Here is a 23,449-nt window from a genome sequence, read left to right as displayed (position 1 = left end):
GTTGCGTCGGAACGGTGTGCGCTGCGCGCTTGTGGAGAGGGGCGCGCTGAAGGTGTTTTTTGCTGGATAGGCGTGGTCTCGTTCTGCGGGCTCCGTGGAACGCCATTGATTACGGGCTGGCGTCTTCCCAAATTGCGTAACGCCATCCGACTTCCTCAATATTCCGCCCACAAGTGCTGGGCCGCATAGGCGCGCCAGGGGCGCCAGGCTTCGGCGCGGGCCAGGAGCTGGGCGGGGGTGTATTCGCGGTTTTCCAGTCTTTCCAGGGCGCGGATCAGGCCGATGTCGGAGGCGGGGAAGGCGTCGGGTTCGCGTAGCTGGCGCAGGGCGATGTATTGGGCGGTCCATTCGCCGACGCCGCGCAGGGCGCGCAGGCGGGTGACGGCGTTGTCGAGGCAGTCGGCGGTGTCGAACAGGCGGGGGTCGGCCAGGGCCGCGGCGGCGACGGCGGAGAGGGTGGCGGCGCGCGTGCGGGGCATGCCGAGCGGGGCGAGGTCGGCGGGAGCGACGGCGGCCGGCGTCGGGAACAGGTGGGTCAGGTCGCCGTCGGGCTGGTCCAGGGGCTGGCCGTAAGCGGCGACGAGTTTGCCGGCGAGCTTGATGGCGGCGCCGACGGTGATCTGCTGGCCGAGGACGGCGCGCAGGGCGAGTTCGAAGCCATCCCAGGCGCCGGGCACGCGCAGGCCGGGACGGGCGGCGGTGAGGGCGGCCATGACGGGGTCGTGGGCCAGTTGCGCGGCGAGCGCGGCGGGGTCGCTGGCCAGGTCGAAGACGCGGCGCAGGCGCGCGATGATGGTGGGCAGGGCATGCAGCTGGGGGAAGCGGACGGTGGCTCGCAGCGCGTTGCCCGGGCCGGGTTCGACCCGCACGGTGCCCTGGCCGCCGTCCAGGCCGATGGTGCGCGTGTAGCTGTCCTCCGTGACCCGTTCGATGCCGGGGATGGCGCGCACGCGCAGGAAGTCCAGCATGGCGGGCCAGTCGTAGGGCGGGCGGTAGCGCAGCAGCAGCTTGATTTCGCCTTGCGGGCCGGCCGGGACATCGGGCTTGCCGGAACGCCGCAGTTCGCCCGGGGCGCGGCCGAACAGGGCCAGGAAGATCTCGTTGAAGCGGCGGATGCTGCCGAAGCCGGCGGCAAACGCGATCTCGGCCATGGGCAGGCGGGTTTCGTGGATCAGCTGCTTGGCCAGCAACACGCGCCGGGTCTGCGCCACGGCCACGGGCGAAGCGCCCAGGTGCTGGCGGAACTGGCGCCGCAACTGGCGTTCACCGACGCCCAGGCGCGCGGCCAGGGCGTCGACGCCGGCGTCGTCGAGCGCGCCGAGTTCGATCAGGCCGAGGGCGCGCGCGACGCCGTCGGGCAGGTCGCGGCCGCGGCCGGCGGCGGGCGCGGTTTCGGGCCGGCAGCGCAGGCAGGGATGGAAACCCGCTTCCTGGGCGGCGGCCGCCGTCGGGTAGAAGATGACATTGCGCGACAGCGGCGTGCGCGCCGGGCAGACCGGGCGGCAATAGATGCGCGTGGTCTTGACGGCGGTGAAGAAGCGGCCGTCGTAACGGGCGTCGCGCACGCGGATGGCGCTGTAGCAGGCGTCGTGGTCGAGGTTCATGCGATCCATGCTAGCGCCGGAAGCGGCCTGGATCTAGCGGTTTTCGGACACTGTTGTCCGGCTTGCTGTGAGGTCCGGAATCCGCCAGCGCCGACGCCGCGTCCGGCCTATATTGGACGCGTTAACGCCGAAGCCGGAGCCCGCCATGCCTGTCCAGACTTTCCAATTCGAACGCGTCGCCACGCCCCTCGGGCAGATGCTGGTCCTGACCGACGCGCAGGAATGCCTGCGCGCGGTCGACTGGCACGACTACGAACCCCGCATGCATGCCTTGCTGCGGCGCCAGTATGGCAAGGGCGCGGTGCAGTTGCGCGATGCCGCGCGCGCCTCGGCCGCGAGCCGCCAGCTGCAGGCCTATTTCGAGGGCGAGGTGGATGCGATCGACCGGGTGAAGGTGGCGTCCGGCGGCACCGATTTCCAGCGCAGTGTGTGGCGGGCGTTGCGCGAGATCGCGGCGGGTGAGACCGTCAGCTATGGCGCCCTGGCCACGCGCATCGGCCGGGCTTCGGCGGTGCGCGCGGTGGGCATGGCCAACGGCGCCAACCCCATCGGCATCGTGGTGCCCTGCCACCGGGTGATCGGCGCCAATGCGTCGCTGACCGGCTACGGCGGCGGGCTGCATCGCAAGCGCTGGCTGCTGGAACACGAAGGCCGCTGGCGCGCCGCTCGGGGCGCGCCGGTGGCGCGGGCCGCCTGAGGCGGCCGCACCGGCAAGGAATGCCCGCGTCGCGTCGACGCGCGCGGCGCGCGGTGTGGCGGTCAGGCGCGGATCCAGCCGCGCGCGATGGGCAGCGCCAGCAGCTTGCGGTAGATGGCCTGCAGCACGGCCGTCAGCGGCTCGCCGACGCGGCGCCAGACCGGCACGGCCAGCCCGGCGGCCACGGGCGCCAGCAGCAGGCCGCCGGCGATGTCCAGCGGAAAGTGCACGCCCAGGTAGACGCGCGACAGGCCGACCACGGCCGCCAGCAACAGTAAGGCATAACCCCAGCCGGCCCAGCGGCGGTCGAAGATCAGCGTGAACGCCAGCGTGGCGATGATGATGGTGTGGTTGCTGGGAAAGGACGCGGTGGCCTTGTGCGCGAAGAACGCGTGGCCCAGCCCCAGCACGAACGGCCGCGCATGCGGCCACAGCGCGCCGCACAGGTAGCTGATGCAGAGCGCGGCGCCGATGCCGGCCAGCGCCTTGAGCGCGACGTCACGCTGGGCCTGGCCGCCCCACAGCCACAGCCCCGCGAGCGCGGCCGGCACCAGCAGGATCAGCCGGTTGGCGACGAACAGGGCCGCCTGGATGTGCCAGGCCGGGCTGGCCGGATCGGCGTTGATCAGGAGAAACAGGGACTGATTGATAGGTTCCACGAAATCCATGACGCGTCATTTTGATGAAATATTCTCGACTGGCGCGATGGTAGTCGGGTTTGCCGTCAATTCCCTTGCAAAATGCGCCTGGATCCGCGGATTTACTTCTGGATGCGAATGTCGTTTTCCGTGGCATTCACCGGCTTGCACAGAAAGAGCATGCAGGCCGGCGCATCCAGTCTGGACCGTGCCAGCCGCAGCAGCGGTCGCGCCAACTCCACTGGCACGGCGCGCGCCAGGGCGGCGGCCAGGCAGGGATGCGGCGCGCGGGGGGTGTCCATGCCGGTTGTGGCTGTGGCCGCGGCAGGGGCGGGGGCGGGCAGGGACCCGGCCGGGGCAAGGGCGCCGGCCGTATCGCGCAGCAGGCCCAGCGCGACGCCGCAGAGCCAGGCCGCGAACGCGCGCCGACCGCGCGCGCGCCACAGGGCCGCCGCCGCGTCGAACGCGTGGCCGCCGCCGGGCACGCCCGTGGCAAGATGTTCCCGCAAGGCGCGCGCCAGGGGTTCCGCGTGGAGGCCGGCCAGGTCCCGCAGCATTGGCGCGCGGTGGCGCTCTGGTGGGATATCCGGTGGGCGCGGCGGCGTAGGCGTGGGCATGGCGATCTACAGGGGAGTGGGCCGGCGCGCTCCGTGGCACGCCGGGCAACCCTGCATTAGATCGGCCCCGGGCGGCCTTGGGTATCCCTGAAATCAGGTAATCGCGGTCGCTGGCGGCAGCGCCAGGCGGGCGAGCAGCCGCGTGCGGCCTGGCGCCGAGGTGATGTCCAGCGTGCCGCCGACCCGGGCGATGCGGGTGGCCATGCTGCGCACGCCGACGCTCAGATTGGCGGCGCGCACGGCGTCCACGTCGAAGCCGACGCCGTCGTCCTCAATCTCCAGCAGCAGTTCGCCGGGCGCGGGCTGGCGCAGCGCCACGCCAACGCGCTTGGCGCGGCTGTGCTTGACCACATTGGTCAGCGCCTCTTCGATCAGCCGCGTCAGCGCCAGGCACTGCAGCGCGGAGGGCGCGCCGTTCCAGGCTTGCGGAACCTCCCAGCGCACCGCCAGGTCCAGTTCGTCGAACAGCTGGGTGTAGCGGTGGCGCAGCGGCGCGATCCAGGCGCGCGGCGTGGCGGGCGGCGTCATGTCGGCGCTGGCGCCGTTGTCGATGGTCTGCCGCAGGTCATTGCGCAGCAGGTTCAGCATGGACAGCACCTGCCGGTTCCGCAGCGGCTCGCCGGCCTGTTCGACCGCCGCCGTCATGCGCACCAGCGAGCCGCCCAGGCCGTCGTGCAGGTCGCGGGCGATTTCCAGGCGGTCCTGCAGCCGGCTGTTGGCCAGCGCCAGTTCATGTTCGCGCGCCAGCGTGGTGGCCAGTTCGGCGCGCGCGCGTTCGACCGAGATTTCCAGTTCCTGGTTGAAGCGCTCGATGCGCCGCACGCCGCGCGCGTGGCGCAGGCCCAGCACGGCCGACATGCCGACCAGCACCGCCATGCTGGTGTAGGGAATGTAGGAACGGCCGCCGTCGATGAGCTTGAGGATCAGCAGCAGGTCGTGCAGGGCGGCGCCCAGGAAGATCACCAGGCAGGCGGCAAGCAGCATCTGCTCGCGATCGCGGCTGCGCACGGCGTGGACGGTGCATTGCAGGCAGTTCAGGAAGAACAGCGCCGCCACCGTCAGCACGATGGTGCGCTGCATGGCCGCCACGGCCGCATCGGGCACGCCGATGGCGGCGGCCAGCATCGCGGCGACGGCGACCCATAGCGCTTTCTCCAGGCGCGGCCAGGATTGCCCGCCGAAGCGCCAGGTGAACAGGCAAAAGCAGGCGATGTGCAGGGTCAGCGCGACCGTATTGGCGCGCGCCGCCATCAGCGTGGTGCCGAACGGCCAGGGGCTGAGCGCCAGCACGTTGGCGCAGAACAGCACCCAGAACAGCGCGGTCAGGGCGTACCAGCCGTGGCTCGACTGCCGCGGCTGCATGACCCACAGGAGGAAGAACAGCGCGCCCAGGGTGGCCGAGATCACCAGGTTGACCAGGAACAGCGTGCGGTTGCGCCACCAGCGCAAGTCGTGTTCGCGCGCCAGCGCTTGCGGCTCGCCCAGGTGGACCGGGCCGAGGCCAGGGGTCTGGCCGGCCACGCCGGCCACGCGTATCCAGACGGTGTTGGCGCCGTCGCGCACCGACGATTCGGGCAGGCGCCAGTAGCGCGGCATGTTCCAGCTGCGCGACAGGGGTTCGACCTGGCTGGCGTCGCGCCACAGCAGGTCGTCGTTCAGGTAGATCTCGCCGGCCATGACGATGGATTCGACCGCCAGCGCGGCCTGGCTGGCCGGCTTGCCGCCGCAGCCATGGCGCCAGTCGATGCGGTACCAGACGAAACCGGTATGGCCGGGCCAGCGGCTTTCCCAGTTGTCCGGCAGCGCGACCGACCGCCAGGCGGCGCCGTCCGCGGGGCGTTCGCCGCCGGGGCCGGCCAGGGCCGCGCGCACCCCGGTCACCTGCGCCACGCAGTCCGCGGGAAAACTCTGGGCCAGGGCCGGCGCGGCCAGCAGCGCCAGCCAGGCCAGCAGCGCCAGCCACGTCAGTCGAGCAAGCCGCGCGAGCGCGCCGTGTGGATCGCGCGGGTGCGCGAGGAGACGGCGAGCTTGCGGTAGATGTGCTTGATGTGGCATTCGACGGTGTAGCGCGACAGGTGCAGTTGCTCGGCGATCTCGCGGTTGCCCAGGCCCTCGGCCACCAGGCGCAGGATCTGGCCTTCGCGCGGGCTGAGCGTTTCGCCCGCGTCGGCCGTGGCGGGCAGGGAGGGCGCGGGACGCATTTCCTCGATGATGCGGCGGGCGACGAACGGATCGATGGGCGCGCCGCCGCGCAGCACGCTGCGCAGCGACAGCAGCACTTCCAGGTCGTCGCGTTCCTTGAGCACGTAGCCGGTGGCGCCGGCGCGCAGCGCGGCCAGGATGGCGTCTTCGGTGCTCCAGGCCGAGATGACCAGGATCGCCAGCGCCGGATCGGCGGCGCGCAGTTCGGCGATCAGGTCGATGCCATTGCCGTCGGGCAGGCCCAGGTCGACCAGCGCCAGCGCGACCGATTCGTCGGCGGCGCGGCGCCGCGCCTCGGCCAGCGAGGCCGCGAACAGCAGCGCATCAGCCGGGTAGCCCAATTGCCCCAGCAGCCGTTCCAGCCGGCGGCAGACCAGCGGTTCGTCTTCCACCACCAGGACCGGGGCGGGCAGGACAAGCGCGGGGGCGGGGGGCAGATCGGTCATGGCGGCGGGCAGGGAAGCCGCGGGCAAATTCGCCCGCATGCCATTTTGCTGGCCGGCTGCCGGCTTGGCTATCCCTGAAACTGGGGATGGGGCCTGCGGCGGCGCGCTCACTTGGCGATGCGCTTGCCCTGCGCGTCGATCACCGCTTCGCCGTCTTCCTTGGTGAAGGCGCCTTGCTGCGGCGCGGGCAGGATGTCCAGCACCAGTTCGGACGGGCGGCACAGGCGCGCGCCCAGTGGCGTGCTGACGAAGGGGCGGTTCAGCAGGATGGGGTGGGCCTCGATGGCGTCCAGCAGGGCCTCGTCGCTCAGCGTGGTGTCATCCAGGCCGAGTTCGGCGTAGGGCGTGCCCTTCTCGCGCAGCGCGTCGCGCACGGTGATGCCGGCGCGCTTGAACAGCGCCTTGAGCTGTGCACGCGAAGGCGGCGTCTCCAGGTACAGGACGACCTGCGGTTCGATGCCGGCGTTGCGGATCATGGCCAGCGTGTTGCGCGAAGTGCCGCACTTGGGGTTGTGGTAGATGGTGACGTCGGACATGGGCTTTCCTTGCGGTATTGCGGGGACAAGGAGGGAGCATAGTGCATTCCAGCCCCATCCCCGCGGCCATGGCGGCGTCAGGCGCGCAGCTTGCGGCCCAGCCGGCGCCAGCCGATCACCACGCCGGTCAGGCTCAGCGCCGCGCCGCCCAGGCTGAGGAACACCAGCAGGATGTCCCACAGCGGCCGGCGCGCCAGCAGGCCGGTCCAGTCCCAGCTGTGCAGGAAGGCGAACAACCAGCGGCTGGCGCGGTTGCCGCGGTCCTGCCGGCCCAGCACCTGGCCGGTGCGCGGATCCAGGTAGACCCAGCTGGCCTGCGGGTCGTCAAACACCAGGCGCCACGCCGGCAGCGGCTTCTCGATGTGGCCGAGCATGGCGTGTTCGTCGCGGCCGTAGTAATAAAAATCGTAGCGGTCCAGCACCTGCACGTCGGCCAGGGCCGCGCCGGGCACCAGGCGGGCGGCGGCGGCGCGCAGGGCGGCGGGGTCGAGCGTGACGGGGCGGGCGTCGGCGGCCGCCAGCAGCTGCGGCGCGCCCGGGCCGCTGCGGGCCAGCACCAGGTCCTGGCCGTCCACGCGTTGCCAGCGCAGTTCGCGCGGCGCCGCCGGCAGGGCGCGGATCAGCGCGGCGGGCGGCGCCTGCGGCGCGTCGGCGGCATAGGGGCCGCCGGCGTAGGCCTGTTGCGCCAAGGGCGGCGCGCCGCTGCTGAACAGCTTCCACGGATTCATCGACATCAATCCGCTGAAGATCCAGGTGATGGTGATGCCGGCGAACAGCAGGCCCGCCAGGTGATGCCAGCGCATCATGTTCTCGCGGTAGGGCGAACGGCTGCCGCTGGCGTAGGGGCGAGAGAAGCGCCAGCGCAGGATGCCGACCACCGTGCCGGTCAGCGCCAGGGCCACGCCGGCCACCGACAGCCAGACGACGATGTCGTGCCACCACGGATCGAAGGCGTTGCCGCGGAACGGATACAGCCAGTGGATCCAGGCGCCCGCGTAGTTCCACAGCCGTTCGCGGCGGGTGGCGTCCAGCACCACCTCGCCGGTGGCGGACGAGACGTACAGCCGCGTGCGCGCCGGATCGTCCATGTCGATGCGGTGCAGGGGCCGGTGCGGGTCGAGCGCGCCGGAATGGGTGTAGACGTCCTCGTCCACCTCGCCCTGGTAGTGCGCGGCGTACTTGCCGTCGAACCAGGCCATGGCGCTGGCGCTGGCGACCGCGGCGTCGGCGCGCGGCAGCAGCGCGCCGCTGGCGGCATCCACCACCTTGGGCGCGCGGCCGCGGCCCATCGGCACCAGGTAGACCGGCGCGCCGCCGCGCAGCGCGGCCAGGCCCAGGCCCGTCATGTCGCTGGCGCCGGCGGCGGCCAAGGCCTGCGCCGGCGTGGCGGCAACGCGCGCCGGATCGAGCGGCGCGACGTGCGTCATGCGTTCGAGCGGGGTGAGCTTGGGGTAGCCCACGTACATCATCACCACGCCCGAGATGAACCACATGGCGAAGAACAGGCACAGCACGATGCCGGCCCAGCGGTGCGTGAGGTACAGCCAGCGCTTGGCGCGGGTGGACCACGGCACGGGCGCGGGCCGGCGGCGGGGAGAGGGGATTGCGCTCATGATCGTTCTCAGTATCGCGCCTGCAGCGTCAGTTCGAACGAGCGCGGCGCGCCCAGGTAGAACATCGGCGTGCCGGTGACGTTGGCCGCGTACACCTTGTCGGTCAGGTTGCGGACCCGGCCGGTGACGGTGAAGTGGCCGTCGATGCGATGCGACAGCGCCGCGTCGAACACGGTGTACGACGGCGCCCAGACGGTATTGGCGGCATCGGCGTAGGCGCGGCCGACGTAGCGCGCGGCCAGGCTGGCGTTCCAGTCCGGCAGGAAGGCGTAGTCGATCCAGGCGTTGGCCACGCGCCGCGGCGTGTTGGTCGGCACATTGCCGTTGCGCGAGACGCGCACGCCGCCGACGGTTTCCGAGAAGTCGTCGTACTTGGGATCGACGAAGGCCACGTTGGCCTGCAGCGACAGGGTGCGCGTCAGCCGCAGGCCGCCGGCCAGTTCCAGCCCGCGCGCCGACTGCTGGCCCACCGGGATGCTGACCGCCGGGTTGTTGGCGTCGGGCGCCGAGATGTGCTTGCGCTTGATCTCGTAGGCGGCGATGGTGGCCGAGCCGCGGCCGTCCCAGAACTCGAACTTGCCGCCGACCTCCTTCTGCGTTCCGGTGGTCAGCTTGTCGTTGTTGAGCACGTCGGCGAACGAGGAGGTGGCCATGATGCCGGACGGCGGATCGGCGGCCGTGGCGTATTGCGCGTACAGCGACGCCTGCGGCGTGATGGCCCAGTTCAGCGCCAGCCGGCCGGTGGTGGGCGAATAGCTGCGCGAGGCCGACGCCGGCGCGGCGGCCGTGACCGCGCGGCGGTTGGTCAGGTCCAGGTCGATGAAGTCCTTGCGCAGCGCCGACACGATGGCCACGCCGGGCAGCACCTCGGTGCGGTTCTCCAGCGTGAACGCGAGGGTGCGGACGCGGTTGTCGCGATCCGGATTGTGGCCGCGCGTCATGCCGGGAATGTCGTAGAAATAGCCCGGCTGGAAATCATACGGATCGACCGTGTCCACCGTGGCCGGCAGGCTGGTGGGATAGCGGGTCTGCTTGTTCACGCTCAGGTCGGCGCCGAATGACCAACTGGTGGGCAGGCCGGCCAGCGTCGATTCGATCAGTCCCTCGACGCGGTTGCCGACCAGGCTCTGCTCATGGCGCTGCAGTAGCGCGGCTGAGCGCAGCACGCGGCTGTTGCCGGCGTTGTAGCGGTAGGTCTCCAGGTTGCGGAAATCGCGCTCGGCGCGGTAGTAGTAGAGCGTGTTCTTGAACGTCACGCCCGGCGCGGCGCGCCATTCCGTCAGCGAACGGGCCCACAGCACCGACTGCTCGTACAGGCCATCGTCGACGTTGTAGTTCTTGAAACGCGTGCCGCCGCGGATGTGGCCTTCGCCGCTCACCTTGCCGTTCGCGCCGACCGTCAGCGGCGTGCCCCAGTAGGGGCGGTCGACGCGCTCGCGCTGGTACTCGAAGGCCCAGGTCTGGGTGACGTCGTCGCCCAGGTCGGACAGCAGCGACGCCGCTACCTGGGTGGCGTTCGACCGTTCACCGTCGACCCAGCCGTTGCTGGCGGTGGTGTTGGCGTCGATGCGCAGGTAATGGCCGCGGCCGCCGGGCGAACCGGCCAGTTGCTGGTTGATGCCGGCCGATGCCTGGCGCGTGTCGAACGAACCCAGGCGCAACTGGCCTTCGTAGAAGGTGTCGCGTTCGGGCAGCTTGGTGACGTAGTTGATGGCGCCGCCGACGGCGCCGGCGCCGAACAGGAAGGTCGAGGGGCCGCCGATGGCCTCGACCCGGTCGTAGATCCAGCTGTCGATCGGCCGCGCCGCCGCCGAGTCGTACTGCACCGAGATGCCGTTGAACAACTGCGACACCTGCCCGCCGCTGAAGCCGCGATAGCTGACGGCGCCGGCCATGCCGGGGGGCGAGGCGTTGTTCACGCCCGGGATGCCGCGGGCGATGTCCTGGGTGTTGAGGGCGCCGCGCGCCTCGATCTGCTGGCGCGAGATGACGGTGACGGAGGCCGGCGTGTCCTTGATCCGCAGGCCAAGGCGGCTGCCGGTGCCGTCGATGCGTTCCAGGTTGATCGGGCCGTTGGGGCGGTCCTCGGCGTTGTCGCCTTCGACCACGGTGGGCGCCAGCGTCTCGATGGCGGGCTCGGTCGTCAGCGCGAGCGCCGGATTGGCGGCGCAGGCGCCGGCCAGCAGGGATACTGCGTAGGTTCTTTTCATGGTCCACGCCGGCGGGGCCGGCCTGCGCGCCCGCGATGGCGCCGCGCTAGCAGGCGGCACCGGGATGCGGACGAGGGTTCTGCGGGAATCGCCGCCGGTCGGCGGCGACGAATGCTCGGGCGGAAGCGGCGCGTGCGCCGCCCCGGGTGGGGACGGCGGACGGGCCGATCAGGCCGCGGGCGGGGCGCGCGGCTGGGCCGCGCGCCAGGCGTGGAGGGGGTGCGAGGCGCGGTAGAACAGCGCCGGGTAGGTGACGCCGCCGCTGGCGGGCGCCGGCAGCACGGTCAGGGGAGCGGGAGGGAGGCCGAGGTCGGCCTGGGGGTTGCGGCAGAACGGGCAGTGGTTGCTGTCGCCGTGGTGGGCGGCGTGGTCGCCGGCCCCGTCATCGCTTTGCACCTCGATGGTCAGGGATGAGCGGCCCTCGGGGGCGCAGTAGTCCACGCTGACCTGGCGGCTGGCATTGGGCAGGTGATTGCCATGCGCCAGCGACGGAACCAGCGACGCCCACAGGATCGCGATCAGCGCGATCCAGGCGTAGCCGCGGTTCAGGAAGTGGGCGAGGTGCATGACGGCGCATTATATCCAAGCCTTTTCAGACGGAAAGATGGCGCCGCACGTCCTCTCCGTCGATGGCGGCGCGGTCGCCGCTGGCCACCACCTCGCCGCGCGACAGCACCACGAAGCGGTCGGCCAGCTCGCGGGCGAAGTCGAAGTACTGTTCGCACAGCAGGATGGCGATGTCGCCGCGCTGGCGCAGCATGTGGATGACGCGGCCGATGTCCTTGATGATGGACGGCTGGATGCCCTCGGTGGGTTCGTCCAGGATGATCAGCTTGGGCTCGGCCACCAGCGCGCGGGCGATCGCCAGCTGTTGCTGCTGGCCGCCGGACAGGTCGCCGCCGCGCCGCGCCAGCATGCTCTTGAGCACCGGGAACAGCTCGAACACTTCCTCCTTGATGCGGCGCGCGCGCGCGGCCGGCTTGGTCGCCATGCCCATCAGGATGTTTTCTTCCACCGTGAGCCGGGCGAAGATGTCGCGGCCCTGCGGCACGTAGGCCATGCCGCGCGCGGCGCGCTGGTGCGGCGCCAGGCGGGTGACGTCGGCGCCGTCGAAACCGATGGCGCCGCGCGCCACCGGCAGCACGCCCATCACGCACTTGAGCAGGGTGGTCTTGCCGACGCCATTGCGGCCCAGCAGCGCCAGGCATTCGCCCTGGTTCACGGCCAGCGACACGCCGCGCAGGGTATGGCTGCCGCCGTAGTACTGGTCGATGGTGTTCACGTTCAGCATGTCAGCGCCCCAGGTAGACTTCGATCACGCGCGGGTCGGCCTGCACCTTGGCCATCGGCCCCTCGGCCAGCACCGAGCCCTCGTGCAGCACGGTCACCTTGCCGTCGCCGGCGATCTGGTTGACGAAATCCATGTCGTGCTCGACCACCATCAGCGAATGGCGGCCGCGCAGCTCGTTGAGCAGTTCGCCGGTGCGCTCGGTCTCGGCATCGGTCATGCCGGCCACCGGCTCGTCCAGCAGCAGCAACTGCGGTTCCTGCATCAGCAGCATGCCGATCTCCAGCCATTGCTTCTGGCCATGCGACAGCAGGCCGGCGGGGCGGAAGGCCTCGGGCCGCAGCCGGATCAGGTCGAGCGTCTCGCCGATGCGGTCGGCCTGCTCGCCGGTCAGGCGCGCGAACAGCGTGGGCCGCACGCGCTTGTCGGTCTTCATCGCCAATTCCAGGTTCGCGAACACCGTGTGCTGTTCGAACACGGTGGGGCGCTGGAACTTGCGGCCGATGCCGGCGTGCGCGATCTGCGCCTCGCTCAGCGTGGTCAGATCGATGCTCTGGCCGAAGAACGCGGTGCCGGCGGTGGGCCGCGTCTTGCCGGTGATGACATCCATCATGGTGGTCTTGCCGGCGCCGTTGGGGCCGATGATGCAGCGCAGTTCGCCCACGCCGATGTCCAGAGTCAGGTCGTTGAGCGCCTTGAAGCCGTCGAAGCTGACGGTGATGCCCTCCAGGTACAGGATGGCGCCGTGGCTGGTGTCCAGGCCCTTGGGGCTGACGCGGCCGTAGCCGGCGTCGCCGCTGGGGCCGCCATCGAGCATGGCGCTTTCGGTATGGGTGCTGGTCATGCGCGTCGCTCCTGGTAGCGGGCGGCCAGGCGCCGGGCCAGGCCGACGATGCCGGTGGGCAGGAAAAGGGTCACCAGCACGAAGATCAGGCCCAGCGCATACAGCCAGAATTCGGGCAGCACGCTGGTGAACCAGGTCTTCAGGCCGTTCACGGCGCCGGCGCCGATGATGGGGCCGATCAGCGTGCCGCGGCCGCCGGTGGCCACCCAGATCACCATCTCGATGGAGTTCTCGGTGGACATCTCGCTGGGGTTGATGATGCCGACCTGCGGCACGTACAGCGCCCCGGCGATGCCGCACAGCACCGCCGACAGCGTCCACACGAACAGCTTGAAGCCGAGCGGGTCGTAGCCGATGAAGCGCAGCCGGCTCTCGGCGTCGCGCACCGCCGTCAGCACCCGGCCCAGCTTGGACTGGGTGACGGCGCGCGCCAGCACCAGCGCGCCGGCCAGCGCCGCCAGCGTGATCCAGTACAGCGCGGCGCGGGTACCGGGCGCGGTGATGTCGAAGCCCAGGATGCGCTTGAAGTCGGTGAAGCCGTTGTTGCCGCCAAAGCCGGTATCGTTGCGGAAGAACAGCAGCATGGCGGCGAAGGTCAGCGCCTGCGTGATGATGGAGAAATACACGCCCTTGATGCGCGAGCGGAAGGCGAAGTAGCCGAACACGAAGGCCAGCACGCCCGGAACCAGCACCACCAGCAGCATGGCGTAGGCGAAGTGGTCGGTGAAGGCCCAGTACCAGGGGTAATCCTTCCAGTCCAGGAACACCATGAAGTCCGGCAGCCGGCTCTGGTAGACCCCGTCCTGGCCGATGGCGCGCATCAGGTACATGCCGTGGGCGTAGCCGCCCAGCGCGAAGAACAGGCCATGGCCCAGCGACAGGATGCCGGCGTAGCCCCACACCAGGTCCAGCGCCAGCGCCGCCAGGGCGTAGCACATGAACTTGCCCAGCAGCGCCACGGCGTAGGCCGAGATGTGCAGCGGATGGCCGGCGGGAAACGCCAGGTTCAGCAGCGGCACCAGCGCCAGCAGCAGCACGCCCGCGCCCAGCGCGGCCCAGGCGCGGCCATTGAACAGGGGCCGGCGCGCCAGCAGGTTGAAATCGGTCAGCGCGGTCTGCTTCATTCGACGCTCCGGCCGCGCGGGGCGAACAGGCCTTGCGGCCGCTTCTGCACGAAAAGCACGATGAGCACCAGGATGGTGATCTTGGCCATGACCGCTCCCGCGTAAGGCTCCAGGAATTTGTTGACGCCGCCCAGGCCGAGCGCGGCGATGACGGTGCCGGCCAACTGGCCGACGCCGCCCAGCACCACCACCATGAAGGAATCGACGATGTAGCCGCGGCCCAGGTCCGGGCCGACGTTGCCCAACTGCGACAGCGCCACGCCGGCCAGCCCGGCAATGCCAGAGCCCAGCCCGAACGCCAGCATGTCGACGCGGCCGGTGGGCACGCCGACGCAATCGGCCATGCGCCGGTTCTGCGTGATGGCGCGCACAAACAGGCCGAGCCGGGTGTGGTTCAGCAGCGCCCACACCAGGAACACCACGAACAGCGCGAAGCCGATGATGACCAGCCGGTTGTAGGTCAGCACCAGGCCGCCCAGCACGGTGACGCCGCCGGACATCCAGCTGGGGTTGCCCACCTCCACGTTCTGCGCCCCGAAAAGGGTGCGCACGCCCTGCATCAGCATCAGGCTGATGCCCCAGGTGGCCAGCAGGGTTTCCAGCGGCCGGCCGTAGAGCCAGCGGATCACGGTGCGTTCCAGCGCCATGCCGACCAGCGCGGTGACCACGAAGGCCAGCGGCAGCGCCGCCGCCACGTACCAGTCGAGCCAGCCGGGCAGCCAGGCGCGGAACGCCGTCTGCACCAGGTAGGTGACGTAGGCGCCGATCATCAGCAGCTCGCCGTGCGCCATGTTGATGACGCCCATCAGGCCGAAAGTGATGGCCAGCCCCAGCGCCGCCAGCAGCAGCACGCTGCCCAGGCTGAGGCCGTAGAACAGGTTGCCGGCCCACTCGATGGTGGCCAGGTGGCGGTCGATGCGCTTGAGCGCGTTGGCGGCCGCCTCGCGCACGCCGGCGTCGGGTTCGGCGTAGACGCCGTCCTGCTGTTGCGTCAGCGCCGCCAGCGTCGGCCGGAAGGCGGCGTTGTCGGTGCGGCCGAGCAGATCGACCGCGTGGCGCCGCACGGCGGGGTCGGCGCTCTTGAGTTCCAGGCTGGCCTGCGCGATCTCCAGCGCGGCGCGCACGGCCGGGTCTTTTTCGGCGGCCAGCGCCTTTTCCAGCAGCGGCAGGCGCGCCGGATCGCCGGTCTGTTGCAGGCGGCGGGCCGCGGCCAGCCGTTCCTGCGGGTTATCGGAGAACAGCCGCGAACCGGCCAGCGCCGCCTCGATCGCGCGCCGCAAGCGGTTGTTGATGCCGATGGAGGAGGCCTCGGGCGGCAGCGCCAGGGCCGTGCCGGTGGCCGGATCGGTGGCCTGGCCCTTGCCGTCGCCGATCAGCACGCGGCCGTCCGGCAGCGCATACAGCTGGTCATTGCCCAGCGCCTGCAACACGGCGGCCGCGCCCGGGCCGGGCTGCTGGCCCAGGGCGGCAATGGCCTGCAGGCGGGCGTCGGTGTCGTCGCCGGCCAGCGGCGCCAGCAGCGCCGGGTCCACGCCGGATGCGGCCGCGTGGGCGGCCAGCGCCGGCGTGGCCAGCAGCCATGCAAGCAGGAGATGACGCAGGAATTTCGCGATGACCGCATTCAGCATGGCTGCGCTTCCGGTTCCGGTTAGAGGCCTTGCTTGCTTTCGTTGCCCGCGATGTACGGGCTCCACGGTTGCGCGCGGATCGGGCCCTTGCTTTTCCAGACCACGTTGAACTGGCCGTCCGCCTTGATCTCGCCGATGTAGACCGGCTTGTGCAGGTGGTGGTTGGTCTTGTCCATTTCGATGGCGAAGCCGCTCGGCGAATTGAACTTCTGGCCGCCCATGGCCGCGATCACCTTGTCGACGTCGGTGGTCTTGGCCTGTTCGACCGCCTGCTTCCACATGTGGATGCCGATGTAGGTGGCCTCCATCGGGTCGTTGGTGACCACGGTGTTGGCGTTGGGCAGGTTCTTGGCCTTGGCGTAGGCCTTCCACTTCTTGATGAACTCCTCGTTGACCGGGTTCTTGATCGACTCGAAGTAGTTCCAGGCGGCCAGGTGGCCCACCAGCGGCTTGGTGTCGACGCCGCGCAGTTCTTCCTCGCCCACCGAGAACGCCACCACCGGCACGTCGGTGGCCTTCAGGCCGGCGTTGCCCAGTTCCTTGTAGAACGGCACGTTGGAGTCGCCGTTGATGGTGGAGATGACGGCGGTCTTGCCGCCGGCGGCGAACTTCTTGATGTTGGCGACGATAGTCTGGTAGTCGGAATGGCCGAACGGGGTGTAGACCTCGTCGATGTCGCTGTCCTTGACGCCCTTGGAGTGCAGGAAGGCGCGCAGGATCTTGTTGGTGGTGCGCGGGTACACATAGTCGGTGCCCAGCAGCACGAAGCGCTTGGCGCCGCCGCCGTCTTCGCTCATCAGGTATTCCACGGCGGGAATGGCCTGCTGGTTGGGCGCGGCGCCGGTGTAGAACACGTTCTTCTCCAGTTCCTCGCCCTCGTATTGCACCGGGTAGAACAGCAGGCCGTTCAGTTCCTTGAACACCGGCAGCACCGACTTGCGCGACACCGAGGTCCAGCAGCCGAACACCACCGCCACCTTGTCCTGCGACAGCAGCTGGCGCGATTTCTCGGCGAACAGCGGCCAGTTCGAGGCCGGGTCGACCACCACCGCTTCGAGCTTTTTGCCCATCACGCCACCGTTGGCGTTGATCTCGTCGATGGTCATCAGGGCCACGTCCTTGAGCGACGTTTCCGAGATGGCCATGGTGCCCGACAGCGAATGCAGGATGCCGACCTTGATGGTGTCTTCGGCGGCGAACAGCTGCGGCATCCAGCCGGACATGGCCAATAGGCTCGCGGCGGTCAATTGCTTGAGGGCTAGTCTGCGTTTCATGGTGACTCCTGGATGGGAAGAGGCCGGCGGCGCCGGTGATGAAAGGACGTGACCAGGACGTCAAAGCAAAAGCCGTGCCAGCCGCGATGCGATGGCGGCGCGCTGTATTGAGCAATGGGTGTGCGCGAGGAGGCGGGGCGGCGGACGGGCGGCGCGCCGCGGTTCAATCTGGTGCCGCGTGCACAAAACCGGTGCGGCCGCTGCCCGCTGGGAGTGCGCGCGCGGACTTGTCCGCGAAGGCGGCCAGGCCGTGGCGCGCGGCGTCCAGGGCGAAAACGCCGGGCGCGGCGCACATGGCACGCGTATTGCTTGGGAATCCGTACTTGTATACCAGAAAGGATTCCAGCATGAATGCCGTAGCAACGCAGCAGGGCCCGCTCGGTTGGACGATCGCGCAATGGCTGTCGGCCTATCAGGAAGGGGCCACGCCCGAAGCGCTGTTGATGCCCCTGGCCGCCGCGCCGGACGACCCGGCCGACAACGCCTGGATCACGCGCGCCAGCGCGCCGGTGCTGGCGCGCCAGCTCGACGACCTGCGCCTGCTGCTGGCCGCGGCCGGCGGCGATCGTTCCCGCCTGCCGCTCTACGGCGTGCCGTTCGCCATCAAGGACAACATCGACGCGGCGGGCTGGCCCACCACCGCCGCCTGCCCCGCGTTCGCCTACACGCCGGACGAGGACGCCACCGTGGTGCGGCGCCTGCGCGCGGCCGGCGCCATCCTGATCGGCAAGACCAATCTCGACCAGTTCGCCACGGGCCTGGTCGGCACCCGCTCGCCGCACGGCGCGGTGGCCAACAGCTTCAATCCCGACTACATCAGCGGCGGCTCCAGCTCGGGGTCCGCCTCGGTGGTGGCGCGCGGGCTGGCGGCGTTTTCGCTGGGCACCGACACCGCGGGCTCGGGCCGGGTGCCGGCGGGGTTCAACAATATCGTCGGCCTCAAGCCGACCAAGGGCTGGCTCAGCACCGCCGGCGTGGTGCCGGCCTGCCGCACGCAGGACTGCGTGTCGATCTTCGCGCTGACGGTGGACGATGCCGAGCGCGTGGCCGGCATCGCCGGCGGCTATGACGAACACGATCCCTATTCGCGCGCGCAGCCGGCCGGCGCCGCCGCGCCCTGGCCCGCCGCGCCGCGGCTGGCGGTGCCCGACCGGCTGGAGTTCTTCGGCGACGCCCAGGCCGCCGCCGCGTTCGAGGCCGCGGTGCAGGCGCTCAAGGCCGGCGGCGCCGAGGTCCAGGCCATCGACTTCGCGCCTTATGCCGAACTGGCGGCACTGCTGTACCAGGGGCCGTGGGTGGCCGAGCGCTTCGCCGCGGTCGAGCCGCTGTGGCGCGACAATCCCGACGCCATCCATCCGGTGGTGCGCGGCATCGTCGAAGGCGCGGTCCACTATGACGCGCTCGACGCCTTCAAGGCCGAGTACCGCCGCGCCGAGCTGACGCGCAGTATCCACCAGTCGCTGCAAGGCTTCGACGCGCTGGTGGTGCCGACCTCGCCGTCGATCTACACCATCGCGCAGTTGCAGGCCGACCCGGTGCGGCTCAATTCACAACTGGGCATCTATACCAACTTCGCCAACCTCGCCGACCTGTCGGCGCTGGCGCTGCCCGCGGGCATGCGCGATGACGGGCTGCCGGCCGGCATCACGCTGATCGGCATGGCCTGGCAGGACCGCGCGTTGGCGCATTTCGGCCGCCAATGGCAGGCGCAGCGCGGACTGCCGCTGGGCGCCACGGGCCGGCCGCTGCCGCCCATGGGGCCGACCGCCGCCGACCCCGGGCTGTTGCGCGTGGCCGTGGTGGGCGCGCACCTGACCGGTATGCCGCTGAACCATCAGCTGACCTCGCGCCGCGCGGTGCTGGTGGAAAAGACCCGCACCGCCGCCGACTACCGGCTCTACGCGCTGGCCAACACCACGCCGCCCAAGCCGGGGCTGGTGAAGTCCGACAGCGGCGCGCCGATCGAGGTGGAGCTGTGGGACATCCCGCTGGCGGCGTTCGGCGCCTTCGTGGCCGAGATCCCCGCGCCGCTGGGCATCGGCACCTTGACGCTGCATGACGGCCGCCAGGTCAAGGGCTTCATCTGCGAGCCGCGAGGCCTGGAGGGCGCGCGCGACATCACCGCCTTCGGCGGCTGGCGCGCCTACCTCGCCAGCCTGAACGCCACCCCCCGCTAAATCCAATCGCCCCTGGGAGCCGAACCGTGTTCGATACCGTCCTCATCGCCAACCGTGGCGAAATCGCCGTCCGCGCCATCCGTACCCTCAAACGCCTGGGCATCCGCAGCGTTGCCGTGTATTCCGATCCCGACCGCAATGCCGCCCATGTGCGCGAGGCCGACGTGGCCGTGGCGCTGGGCGGCGAGAAGGCCGTCGACAGCTATCTGCGCACCGACCTGCTGCTGGCGGCCGCGCGCGAGCACGGCGCGCAGGCCATCTACCCCGGCTACGGCTTCCTGTCGGAGAGCGCCGAGTTCGCCGAAGCCTGCGAGGCCGCGGGCATCGCCTTCGTCGGTCCCACGCCGCTGCAGATCCGCGAGTTCGGCCTGAAGCACCGCTCGCGTGAACTGGCGGCCGAAGCCGGCGTGCCGATGACCCCCGGCACGGGCCTGCTGGCCAGCCTGGGCGAGGCGCTGACGCAGGCCGAGCGCATCGGCTATCCGGTGATGCTCAAGAGCACCGCGGGCGGCGGCGGCATCGGCCTGTCGCGTTGCGACAACGAGGCCGAACTGACGGTGGCGTTCGACAGCGTGCAGCGCATGGGCGAGCATTTCTTCCGCGACGGCGGCGCCTTCATCGAGCGTTACGTGGACAACGCCCGCCACGTCGAGGTGCAGATCTTCGGCGACGGCGCCGGCCGCGTGCTGGCGCTGGGCGAACGCGATTGCTCGGTGCAGCGGCGCAACCAGAAGGTGGTCGAGGAAACTCCCGCCCCGCACCTGCCGGCCGCGACCCGCGCGGCGCTGCTGGACGCGGCGGTCAAGCTGGGCGAGTCGGTGGCCTACCGCTCGGCCGGCACGGTCGAATTCATCTACGATCCGGCGCGCGACAGCTTCTATTTCCTGGAGGTCAACACCCGCCTGCAGGTGGAGCACCCGGTGACCGAGGCGGTGACCGGGCTGGACCTGATCGAATGCATGCTGCGCGTGGCGGCGGGCGAGCCGCTCGACCTGGCCGCGATGTCGCGCGCGCCGCAAGGCGCGTCGATCGAGGTGCGGCTGTACGCCGAAGACCCGCTGCGCCAGTTCCAGCCGTCGCCCGGCGTGCTGACGGAAGTGCATTTTCCCGAAGGCGTGCGCCTGGACGGCTGGGTCGAGACGGGTACCGAGGTGCCGGCGTTCTACGATCCGATGCTGGCCAAGCTGATCGTGCACGCCGACACCCGCGAGGCCGCGCTCGACAAGCTGGCCGATGCGCTGGCGCACACCCGCCTGCACGGCATCGCCACCAATCTGGACTACCTGCGCCAGATCGTGGCCGACGCGCGCTTCCGCGCCGGCCAGTTGTCGACGCGCTTCCTCGAAGGCTTCACTTACCGGCCCGCGGCCATCGAGGTGCTGGAAGCCGGCACCTACACCAGCGTGCAGGATTACCCGGGCCGCACCGGCTATTGGGATATCGGCGTGCCGCCGTCGGGGCCGATGGACGACTACGCCTTCCGCCTGGCCAATCGCATCGTCGGCAACGCGCCCGACGCAGCCGGCATCGAGGCCACGCTGGTCGGGCCGACGCTGCGCTTTCATGGCGATGCCATCGTCGCGCTCACCGGCGCCGAATGCGCCGCCACGCTCGATGGCGCGCCGGTGCCGATGTGGCAGCCCGTCACGGTGCGCTCGGGCCAGGTGCTGGCCACGGGCCGCGCGCTGTCCGGCTGCCGCACGTACCTGGCGGTGCGCAACGGGCTGGACGTGCCGGTCTACCTGGGCAGCCGCTCGACCTTCGCGCTGGGCCAGTTCGGCGGACACGCCGGCCGCACGCTGCGGGTCGGCGACATGCTGCCGCTGGTGCGCCCCGAGCTGCCGGCCGCGAACGCCCAGGCGCCCGTGAGCGCGCCGCAGGCCGCGCCCGCAGAACTGATCCCCGCCTATGGCAACACCTGGGAGATCGGCGTGCTGTACGGCCCGCATGGCGCGCCGGACTTCTTCCGCCCCGAAGCCATCGAGGCCTTCTTCGCCGCCGATTGGGAGGTGCACTACAACTCCAATCGCCTGGGCGTGCGCCTGACCGGCCCCAAGCCGACCTGGGCGCGCGAGAACGGCGGCGAGGCCGGCCTGCATCCATCCAACATCCATGATTGTGAGTACGCCATCGGCAGCATCAACTTCACCGGCGACAGCCCGGTGATCCTGACGCGCGACGGTCCCAGCCTGGGCGGTTTCGTCTGCCCGGTGACGATCGCGCGCGCCGAGTTGTGGAAGGTGGGGCAGGTCAAGCCGGGCGACCGCATCCGCTTCGTGCGCATCGATTACGCCGAGGCGGTGGCGCGCGAAGCGGCGCAGGACCGCAGCGTCGAGCAGCTGCGGGCGGTGGCGCCGCAGGCCACCACGCCGTCGGCGTCGCCCGCCACGGCCTCGGAGACCATCATCGCGGCGCTGCCGGCGACGGGCAGCCGGCCGTCGGTGTCGTACCGCCAGGCGGGCGATGGCTACCTGCTGCTGGAGTATGGCGACAACGTGCTCGAACTGGCGCTGCGCATGCGCATCCACCTGCTGATGGAGGCGCTGGCGGCGCGGCCGATCGAGGGCGTGCGAGAACTGTCGCCGGGCGTGCGCTCGCTGCAGATCCGCTACGACAGCCGCGTGATCCTGCAGCAGGCGCTGATCGCGCGGCTGCTGGAGATCGAAACGCAGCTGGCCGACGTGGCGACGCTGAAGGTGCCGACCCGCGTGGTCCATCTGCCGATGGCGTTCGAGGATTCGGCCACGCTGGGCGCGGTGCAGCGCTACCAGGAAACGGTGCGCGCCAGCGCGCCGTGGCTGCCGAACAATGTCGACTTCATCCAGCGCATCAACGGCCTGGCCAGCCGCGAGGACGTGCGCCGCATCGTGTTCGACGCGAGTTATCTCATCATGGGCCTGGGCGACGTCTACCTGGGCGCGCCGTGCGCGGTGCCGATCGATCCGCGCCACCGCCTGCTGACGTCCAAGTACAACCCGGCGCGCACCTTCACCGCCGAAGGCACGGTCGGCATCGGCGGCGTCTACATGTGCATCTACGGCATGGATTCGCCCGGCGGCTATCAACTGGTGGGCCGCACGCTGCCGATCTGGAACAAGTTCCTGAAGAACCCGGCGTTCCAGGACGGCAAGCCCTGGCTGCTGCGCTTTTTCGACCAGGTGCGCTTCTATCCGGTGAGCGAGGCCGAGCTGGATGTGCTGCGCGAGGATTTCCGCGAGGGCCGCGCCACGGTGCGCATCGAGGAGGAACTATTCGATTTCGCCGCGCACCAGCGTTTCCTGGCCGACCAGGCGGACAGCATCGGCGCCTTCCAGGCGCGGCAGAGGTCGGCGTTCGATGCCGAAGTCGCGCTGTGGAAACACGAGGACGTGGCGACGCCCCCGGCCGAGGCGGCGCCGGAACTGGAGATCGCGCTGCGCGACGGAGAACGGCTGGTCAGCGCCGATATGTGTGGCAACGTCTGGAAGATCCCCGTGCAGGTGGGCCAGAGCGTGGCGGCTGGCGACACGCTGGTGGTGGTCGAGGCGATGAAGATGGAGCTGTCGGTGATCGCGCCGGTGTCGGGCACGGTGGCCGCGATTCGCTGCGTGCCGGGCAAGCCGGTCAACGCGGGCGATGCGCTGGTCGTGCTGGCCGAGGACGCGACTTGCCCGGTGGCCTGACCATGCGCGATTCGGTGCGCGTCGGACCGGCGTTGCGGCAGGCGCCGGCGCTGGCGGGGTCGTTGGCCGAGCAGGTCTACCAGCGCATCAAGGACGAGCTGTTCGACTTCCGCCTGCTGCCGGGCGACCGCTTCACCGAGGCGGAGCTGGCGTTGCGGCTGGGGGTGAGCCGCACGCCGGTGCGGCTGGGGCTGGCGCGGCTGGAGCGCGAGGGGTTCGTGCTGCCCAGTCCGCGCAGCGGCTGGCAGGTGCGGCCGTTCGATTTCGAGCGCTTCGAGGCGCTGTACGACGTGCGCGTGGTGCTGGAACTGGCGGCGGTCGAACGGCTGTGCGCGCGCGAGCGCATGGACGATGGCGGGATGCTGGCGGCGCTGGTGGATGTGTGGCTGGTGCCGCCGGATCAACGCATTCTGGATGGGCGGATGGTGGCGCAGCTGGACGAGGCGTTTCACTGCTCACTGGTGGCGGCTGCCGGGAATGCGGAGATGGCGCTGATTCACCGGGAGGTGACGGAGAAGATCCGGATCGTGCGTCGGCTGGATTTCACCAAGGAGTTCCGGGTGGATGCGACGTATGAGGAGCATGGGGCGATTTTGCGGGCGGTGCTGGCGCGGCGGGGGGAGGCGGCGGGGAGGATGTTGCGGGGGCATATTGAGATGAGCAAGGCTGAGGTGAGGAAGATCACGTTGCATATGTTGCATGTGGCTCGGGAGGGTTCTTAAGGCGCGGCGGGGCGAGGCTGGCGGGCAGGTGCGGGGCTACGATTGCGGTCCGGAGCGTTCGCTCCGGACTGCCCCTTCCTCATCTTCGTCCAGGCCTTCGGCCTTCCCTTCAGATTCCGTCGGGCGCATCTACACGCCCCGCACCCGCCCGCCAGCCTCGCCCCGCC

Annotated in this window: 18 protein-coding genes; 4 read left to right on the top strand and 14 right to left on the bottom strand. The window is 70.4% G+C overall.

From position 1 onward, the window contains the following. Positions 1 to 155: 155 nt before the first annotated feature. On the bottom strand, positions 156 to 1,604 hold the full coding sequence (locus ACUTAG_RS08595) for an AlkA N-terminal domain-containing protein (protein WP_148317476.1): 1,449 nt from the start codon (positions 1,602 to 1,604) through the stop codon (positions 156 to 158). Positions 1,605 to 1,749: 145 nt separating this feature from the next. Here ACUTAG_RS08595 and ogt point away from each other — a divergent pair, with 145 nt between their 5' ends. Further along, positions 1,750 to 2,301 (top strand): methylated-DNA--[protein]-cysteine S-methyltransferase, encoded by a 552-nt coding sequence (gene ogt, locus ACUTAG_RS08590; RefSeq protein WP_173010454.1) that lies wholly within the window; start codon positions 1,750 to 1,752, stop codon positions 2,299 to 2,301. Positions 2,302 to 2,363: 62 nt separating this feature from the next. Here the strand turns inward: ogt and ACUTAG_RS08585 are convergent, their stop codons facing one another. The 13 genes from ACUTAG_RS08585 to urtA all read right to left on the bottom strand — a co-directional run bounded on the left by ACUTAG_RS08585 (position 2,364) and on the right by urtA (position 16,721). Then, positions 2,364 to 2,969, bottom strand: coding sequence for a phosphatase PAP2 family protein (locus ACUTAG_RS08585; RefSeq protein WP_020926607.1), 606 nt, complete (start codon positions 2,967 to 2,969; stop codon positions 2,364 to 2,366). Between the two features lie 92 nt (positions 2,970 to 3,061). Further along, positions 3,062 to 3,496 carry a hypothetical protein gene (locus ACUTAG_RS08580; RefSeq protein ID WP_054439701.1) on the bottom strand — a complete coding sequence of 145 codons (435 nt, stop codon included), beginning with the start codon at positions 3,494 to 3,496 and terminating at the stop codon, positions 3,062 to 3,064. 153 nt (positions 3,497 to 3,649) lie between these two features. Next, on the bottom strand, positions 3,650 to 5,611 hold the full coding sequence (locus tag ACUTAG_RS08575) for a sensor histidine kinase (protein ID WP_242610404.1): 1,962 nt from the start codon (positions 5,609 to 5,611) through the stop codon (positions 3,650 to 3,652). Continuing rightward, a complete protein-coding gene (locus tag ACUTAG_RS08570; RefSeq protein WP_026382335.1) occupies positions 5,521 to 6,204 on the bottom strand; it encodes a response regulator transcription factor in 684 nt (227 codons plus the stop codon). The genes ACUTAG_RS08575 and ACUTAG_RS08570 overlap by 91 nt, the downstream gene beginning before the upstream one ends. 107 nt (positions 6,205 to 6,311) lie before the next feature. After that, complete coding sequence (gene arsC, locus ACUTAG_RS08565; protein ID WP_006386125.1) at positions 6,312 to 6,740, bottom strand: arsenate reductase (glutaredoxin); 429 nt, start codon at positions 6,738 to 6,740, stop codon at positions 6,312 to 6,314. 77 nt (positions 6,741 to 6,817) lie between these two features. Continuing rightward, complete coding sequence (locus ACUTAG_RS08560; RefSeq protein WP_020926611.1) at positions 6,818 to 8,353, bottom strand: PepSY domain-containing protein; 1,536 nt, start codon at positions 8,351 to 8,353, stop codon at positions 6,818 to 6,820. Positions 8,354 to 8,361: 8 nt separating this feature from the next. Beyond that, positions 8,362 to 10,563 carry a TonB-dependent receptor gene (locus tag ACUTAG_RS08555; RefSeq protein ID WP_148316973.1) on the bottom strand — a complete coding sequence of 734 codons (2,202 nt, stop codon included), beginning with the start codon at positions 10,561 to 10,563 and terminating at the stop codon, positions 8,362 to 8,364. Between the two features lie 168 nt (positions 10,564 to 10,731). After that, positions 10,732 to 11,130: a DUF2946 domain-containing protein gene (locus tag ACUTAG_RS08550; RefSeq protein WP_020926613.1), complete on the bottom strand. Its 399-nt coding sequence runs from the start codon at positions 11,128 to 11,130 to the stop codon at positions 10,732 to 10,734. A 25-nt stretch (positions 11,131 to 11,155) separates the two neighbouring features. Beyond that, positions 11,156 to 11,854, bottom strand: a complete 699-nt coding sequence (gene urtE / locus ACUTAG_RS08545) for an urea ABC transporter ATP-binding subunit UrtE (protein ID WP_020926614.1) — start codon at positions 11,852 to 11,854, stop codon at positions 11,156 to 11,158. Between the two features lies 1 nt (position 11,855). Beyond that, positions 11,856 to 12,695, bottom strand: coding sequence for an urea ABC transporter ATP-binding protein UrtD (urtD, locus tag ACUTAG_RS08540; protein WP_148316971.1), 840 nt, complete (start codon positions 12,693 to 12,695; stop codon positions 11,856 to 11,858). Then, positions 12,692 to 13,819, bottom strand: a complete 1,128-nt coding sequence (gene urtC / locus ACUTAG_RS08535) for an urea ABC transporter permease subunit UrtC (protein WP_020926616.1) — start codon at positions 13,817 to 13,819, stop codon at positions 12,692 to 12,694. Before urtC ends, urtD begins: the two co-directional genes overlap by 4 nt. Then, complete coding sequence (gene urtB, locus ACUTAG_RS08530) at positions 13,816 to 15,447, bottom strand: urea ABC transporter permease subunit UrtB (RefSeq protein WP_148316969.1); 1,632 nt, start codon at positions 15,445 to 15,447, stop codon at positions 13,816 to 13,818. Before urtB ends, urtC begins: the two co-directional genes overlap by 4 nt. A 20-nt stretch (positions 15,448 to 15,467) precedes the next feature. Next, entirely contained in the window at positions 15,468 to 16,721 is a 1,254-nt protein-coding gene (urtA, locus tag ACUTAG_RS08525; RefSeq protein WP_006386133.1) for an urea ABC transporter substrate-binding protein, read from the bottom strand. 347 nt (positions 16,722 to 17,068) lie between these two features. Between urtA and atzF the strand changes: the two genes are divergently transcribed. Genes atzF through ACUTAG_RS08510 form a run of 3 tightly spaced genes read left to right on the top strand, consistent with a single transcriptional unit; the run spans position 17,069 to position 23,282 of the window. Then, entirely contained in the window at positions 17,069 to 18,898 is a 1,830-nt protein-coding gene (gene atzF, locus ACUTAG_RS08520; RefSeq protein WP_020926619.1) for an allophanate hydrolase, read from the top strand. Positions 18,899 to 18,924: 26 nt separating this feature from the next. Then, positions 18,925 to 22,560 carry an urea carboxylase gene (gene uca / locus ACUTAG_RS08515; RefSeq protein WP_148316965.1) on the top strand — a complete coding sequence of 1,212 codons (3,636 nt, stop codon included), beginning with the start codon at positions 18,925 to 18,927 and terminating at the stop codon, positions 22,558 to 22,560. Between the two features lie 2 nt (positions 22,561 to 22,562). Next, on the top strand, positions 22,563 to 23,282 hold the full coding sequence (locus ACUTAG_RS08510; protein WP_148316963.1) for a GntR family transcriptional regulator: 720 nt from the start codon (positions 22,563 to 22,565) through the stop codon (positions 23,280 to 23,282). The last annotated feature ends 167 nt before the right edge of the window (positions 23,283 to 23,449 follow it).

The sequence above is a fragment of the Achromobacter sp. CSND-B12 genome, assembly GCF_052906545.1.
The sequence above is the reverse complement of the archived record's forward strand: the minus strand, read 5'-3'. Positions and strand labels throughout refer to the sequence as shown.

Bases quoted from the DNA above. Each gene is read 5' to 3' on its own strand.
- urtD (WP_148316971.1), bottom strand. From the start codon at position 12,695: ATGACCAGCACCCATACCGAAAGCGCCATGCTCGATGGCGGCCCCAGC.
- ACUTAG_RS08555 (WP_148316973.1), bottom strand. From the start codon at position 10,563: ATGAAAAGAACCTACGCAGTATCCCTGCTGGCCGGCGCCTGCGCCGCC.
- urtE (WP_020926614.1), bottom strand. From the start codon at position 11,854: ATGCTGAACGTGAACACCATCGACCAGTACTACGGCGGCAGCCATACC.
- ACUTAG_RS08580 (WP_054439701.1), bottom strand. From the start codon at position 3,496: ATGCTGCGGGACCTGGCCGGCCTCCACGCGGAACCCCTGGCGCGCGCC.
- ACUTAG_RS08550 (WP_020926613.1), bottom strand. From the start codon at position 11,130: ATGCACCTCGCCCACTTCCTGAACCGCGGCTACGCCTGGATCGCGCTG.
- ACUTAG_RS08575 (WP_242610404.1), bottom strand. From the start codon at position 5,611: ATGCCACATCAAGCACATCTACCGCAAGCTCGCCGTCTCCTCGCGCAC.
- ACUTAG_RS08585 (WP_020926607.1), bottom strand. From the start codon at position 2,969: ATGGATTTCGTGGAACCTATCAATCAGTCCCTGTTTCTCCTGATCAAC.
- urtC (WP_020926616.1), bottom strand. From the start codon at position 13,819: ATGAAGCAGACCGCGCTGACCGATTTCAACCTGCTGGCGCGCCGGCCC.
- ACUTAG_RS08595 (WP_148317476.1), bottom strand. From the start codon at position 1,604: ATGAACCTCGACCACGACGCCTGCTACAGCGCCATCCGCGTGCGCGAC.
- atzF (WP_020926619.1), top strand. From the start codon at position 17,069: ATGAATGCCGTAGCAACGCAGCAGGGCCCGCTCGGTTGGACGATCGCG.
- arsC (WP_006386125.1), bottom strand. From the start codon at position 6,740: ATGTCCGACGTCACCATCTACCACAACCCCAAGTGCGGCACTTCGCGC.
- ACUTAG_RS08510 (WP_148316963.1), top strand. From the start codon at position 22,563: ATGCGCGATTCGGTGCGCGTCGGACCGGCGTTGCGGCAGGCGCCGGCG.
- ACUTAG_RS08570 (WP_026382335.1), bottom strand. From the start codon at position 6,204: ATGACCGATCTGCCCCCCGCCCCCGCGCTTGTCCTGCCCGCCCCGGTC.
- urtB (WP_148316969.1), bottom strand. From the start codon at position 15,447: ATGCTGAATGCGGTCATCGCGAAATTCCTGCGTCATCTCCTGCTTGCA.
- ogt (WP_173010454.1), top strand. From the start codon at position 1,750: ATGCCTGTCCAGACTTTCCAATTCGAACGCGTCGCCACGCCCCTCGGG.
- urtA (WP_006386133.1), bottom strand. From the start codon at position 16,721: ATGAAACGCAGACTAGCCCTCAAGCAATTGACCGCCGCGAGCCTATTG.
- ACUTAG_RS08560 (WP_020926611.1), bottom strand. From the start codon at position 8,353: ATGAGCGCAATCCCCTCTCCCCGCCGCCGGCCCGCGCCCGTGCCGTGG.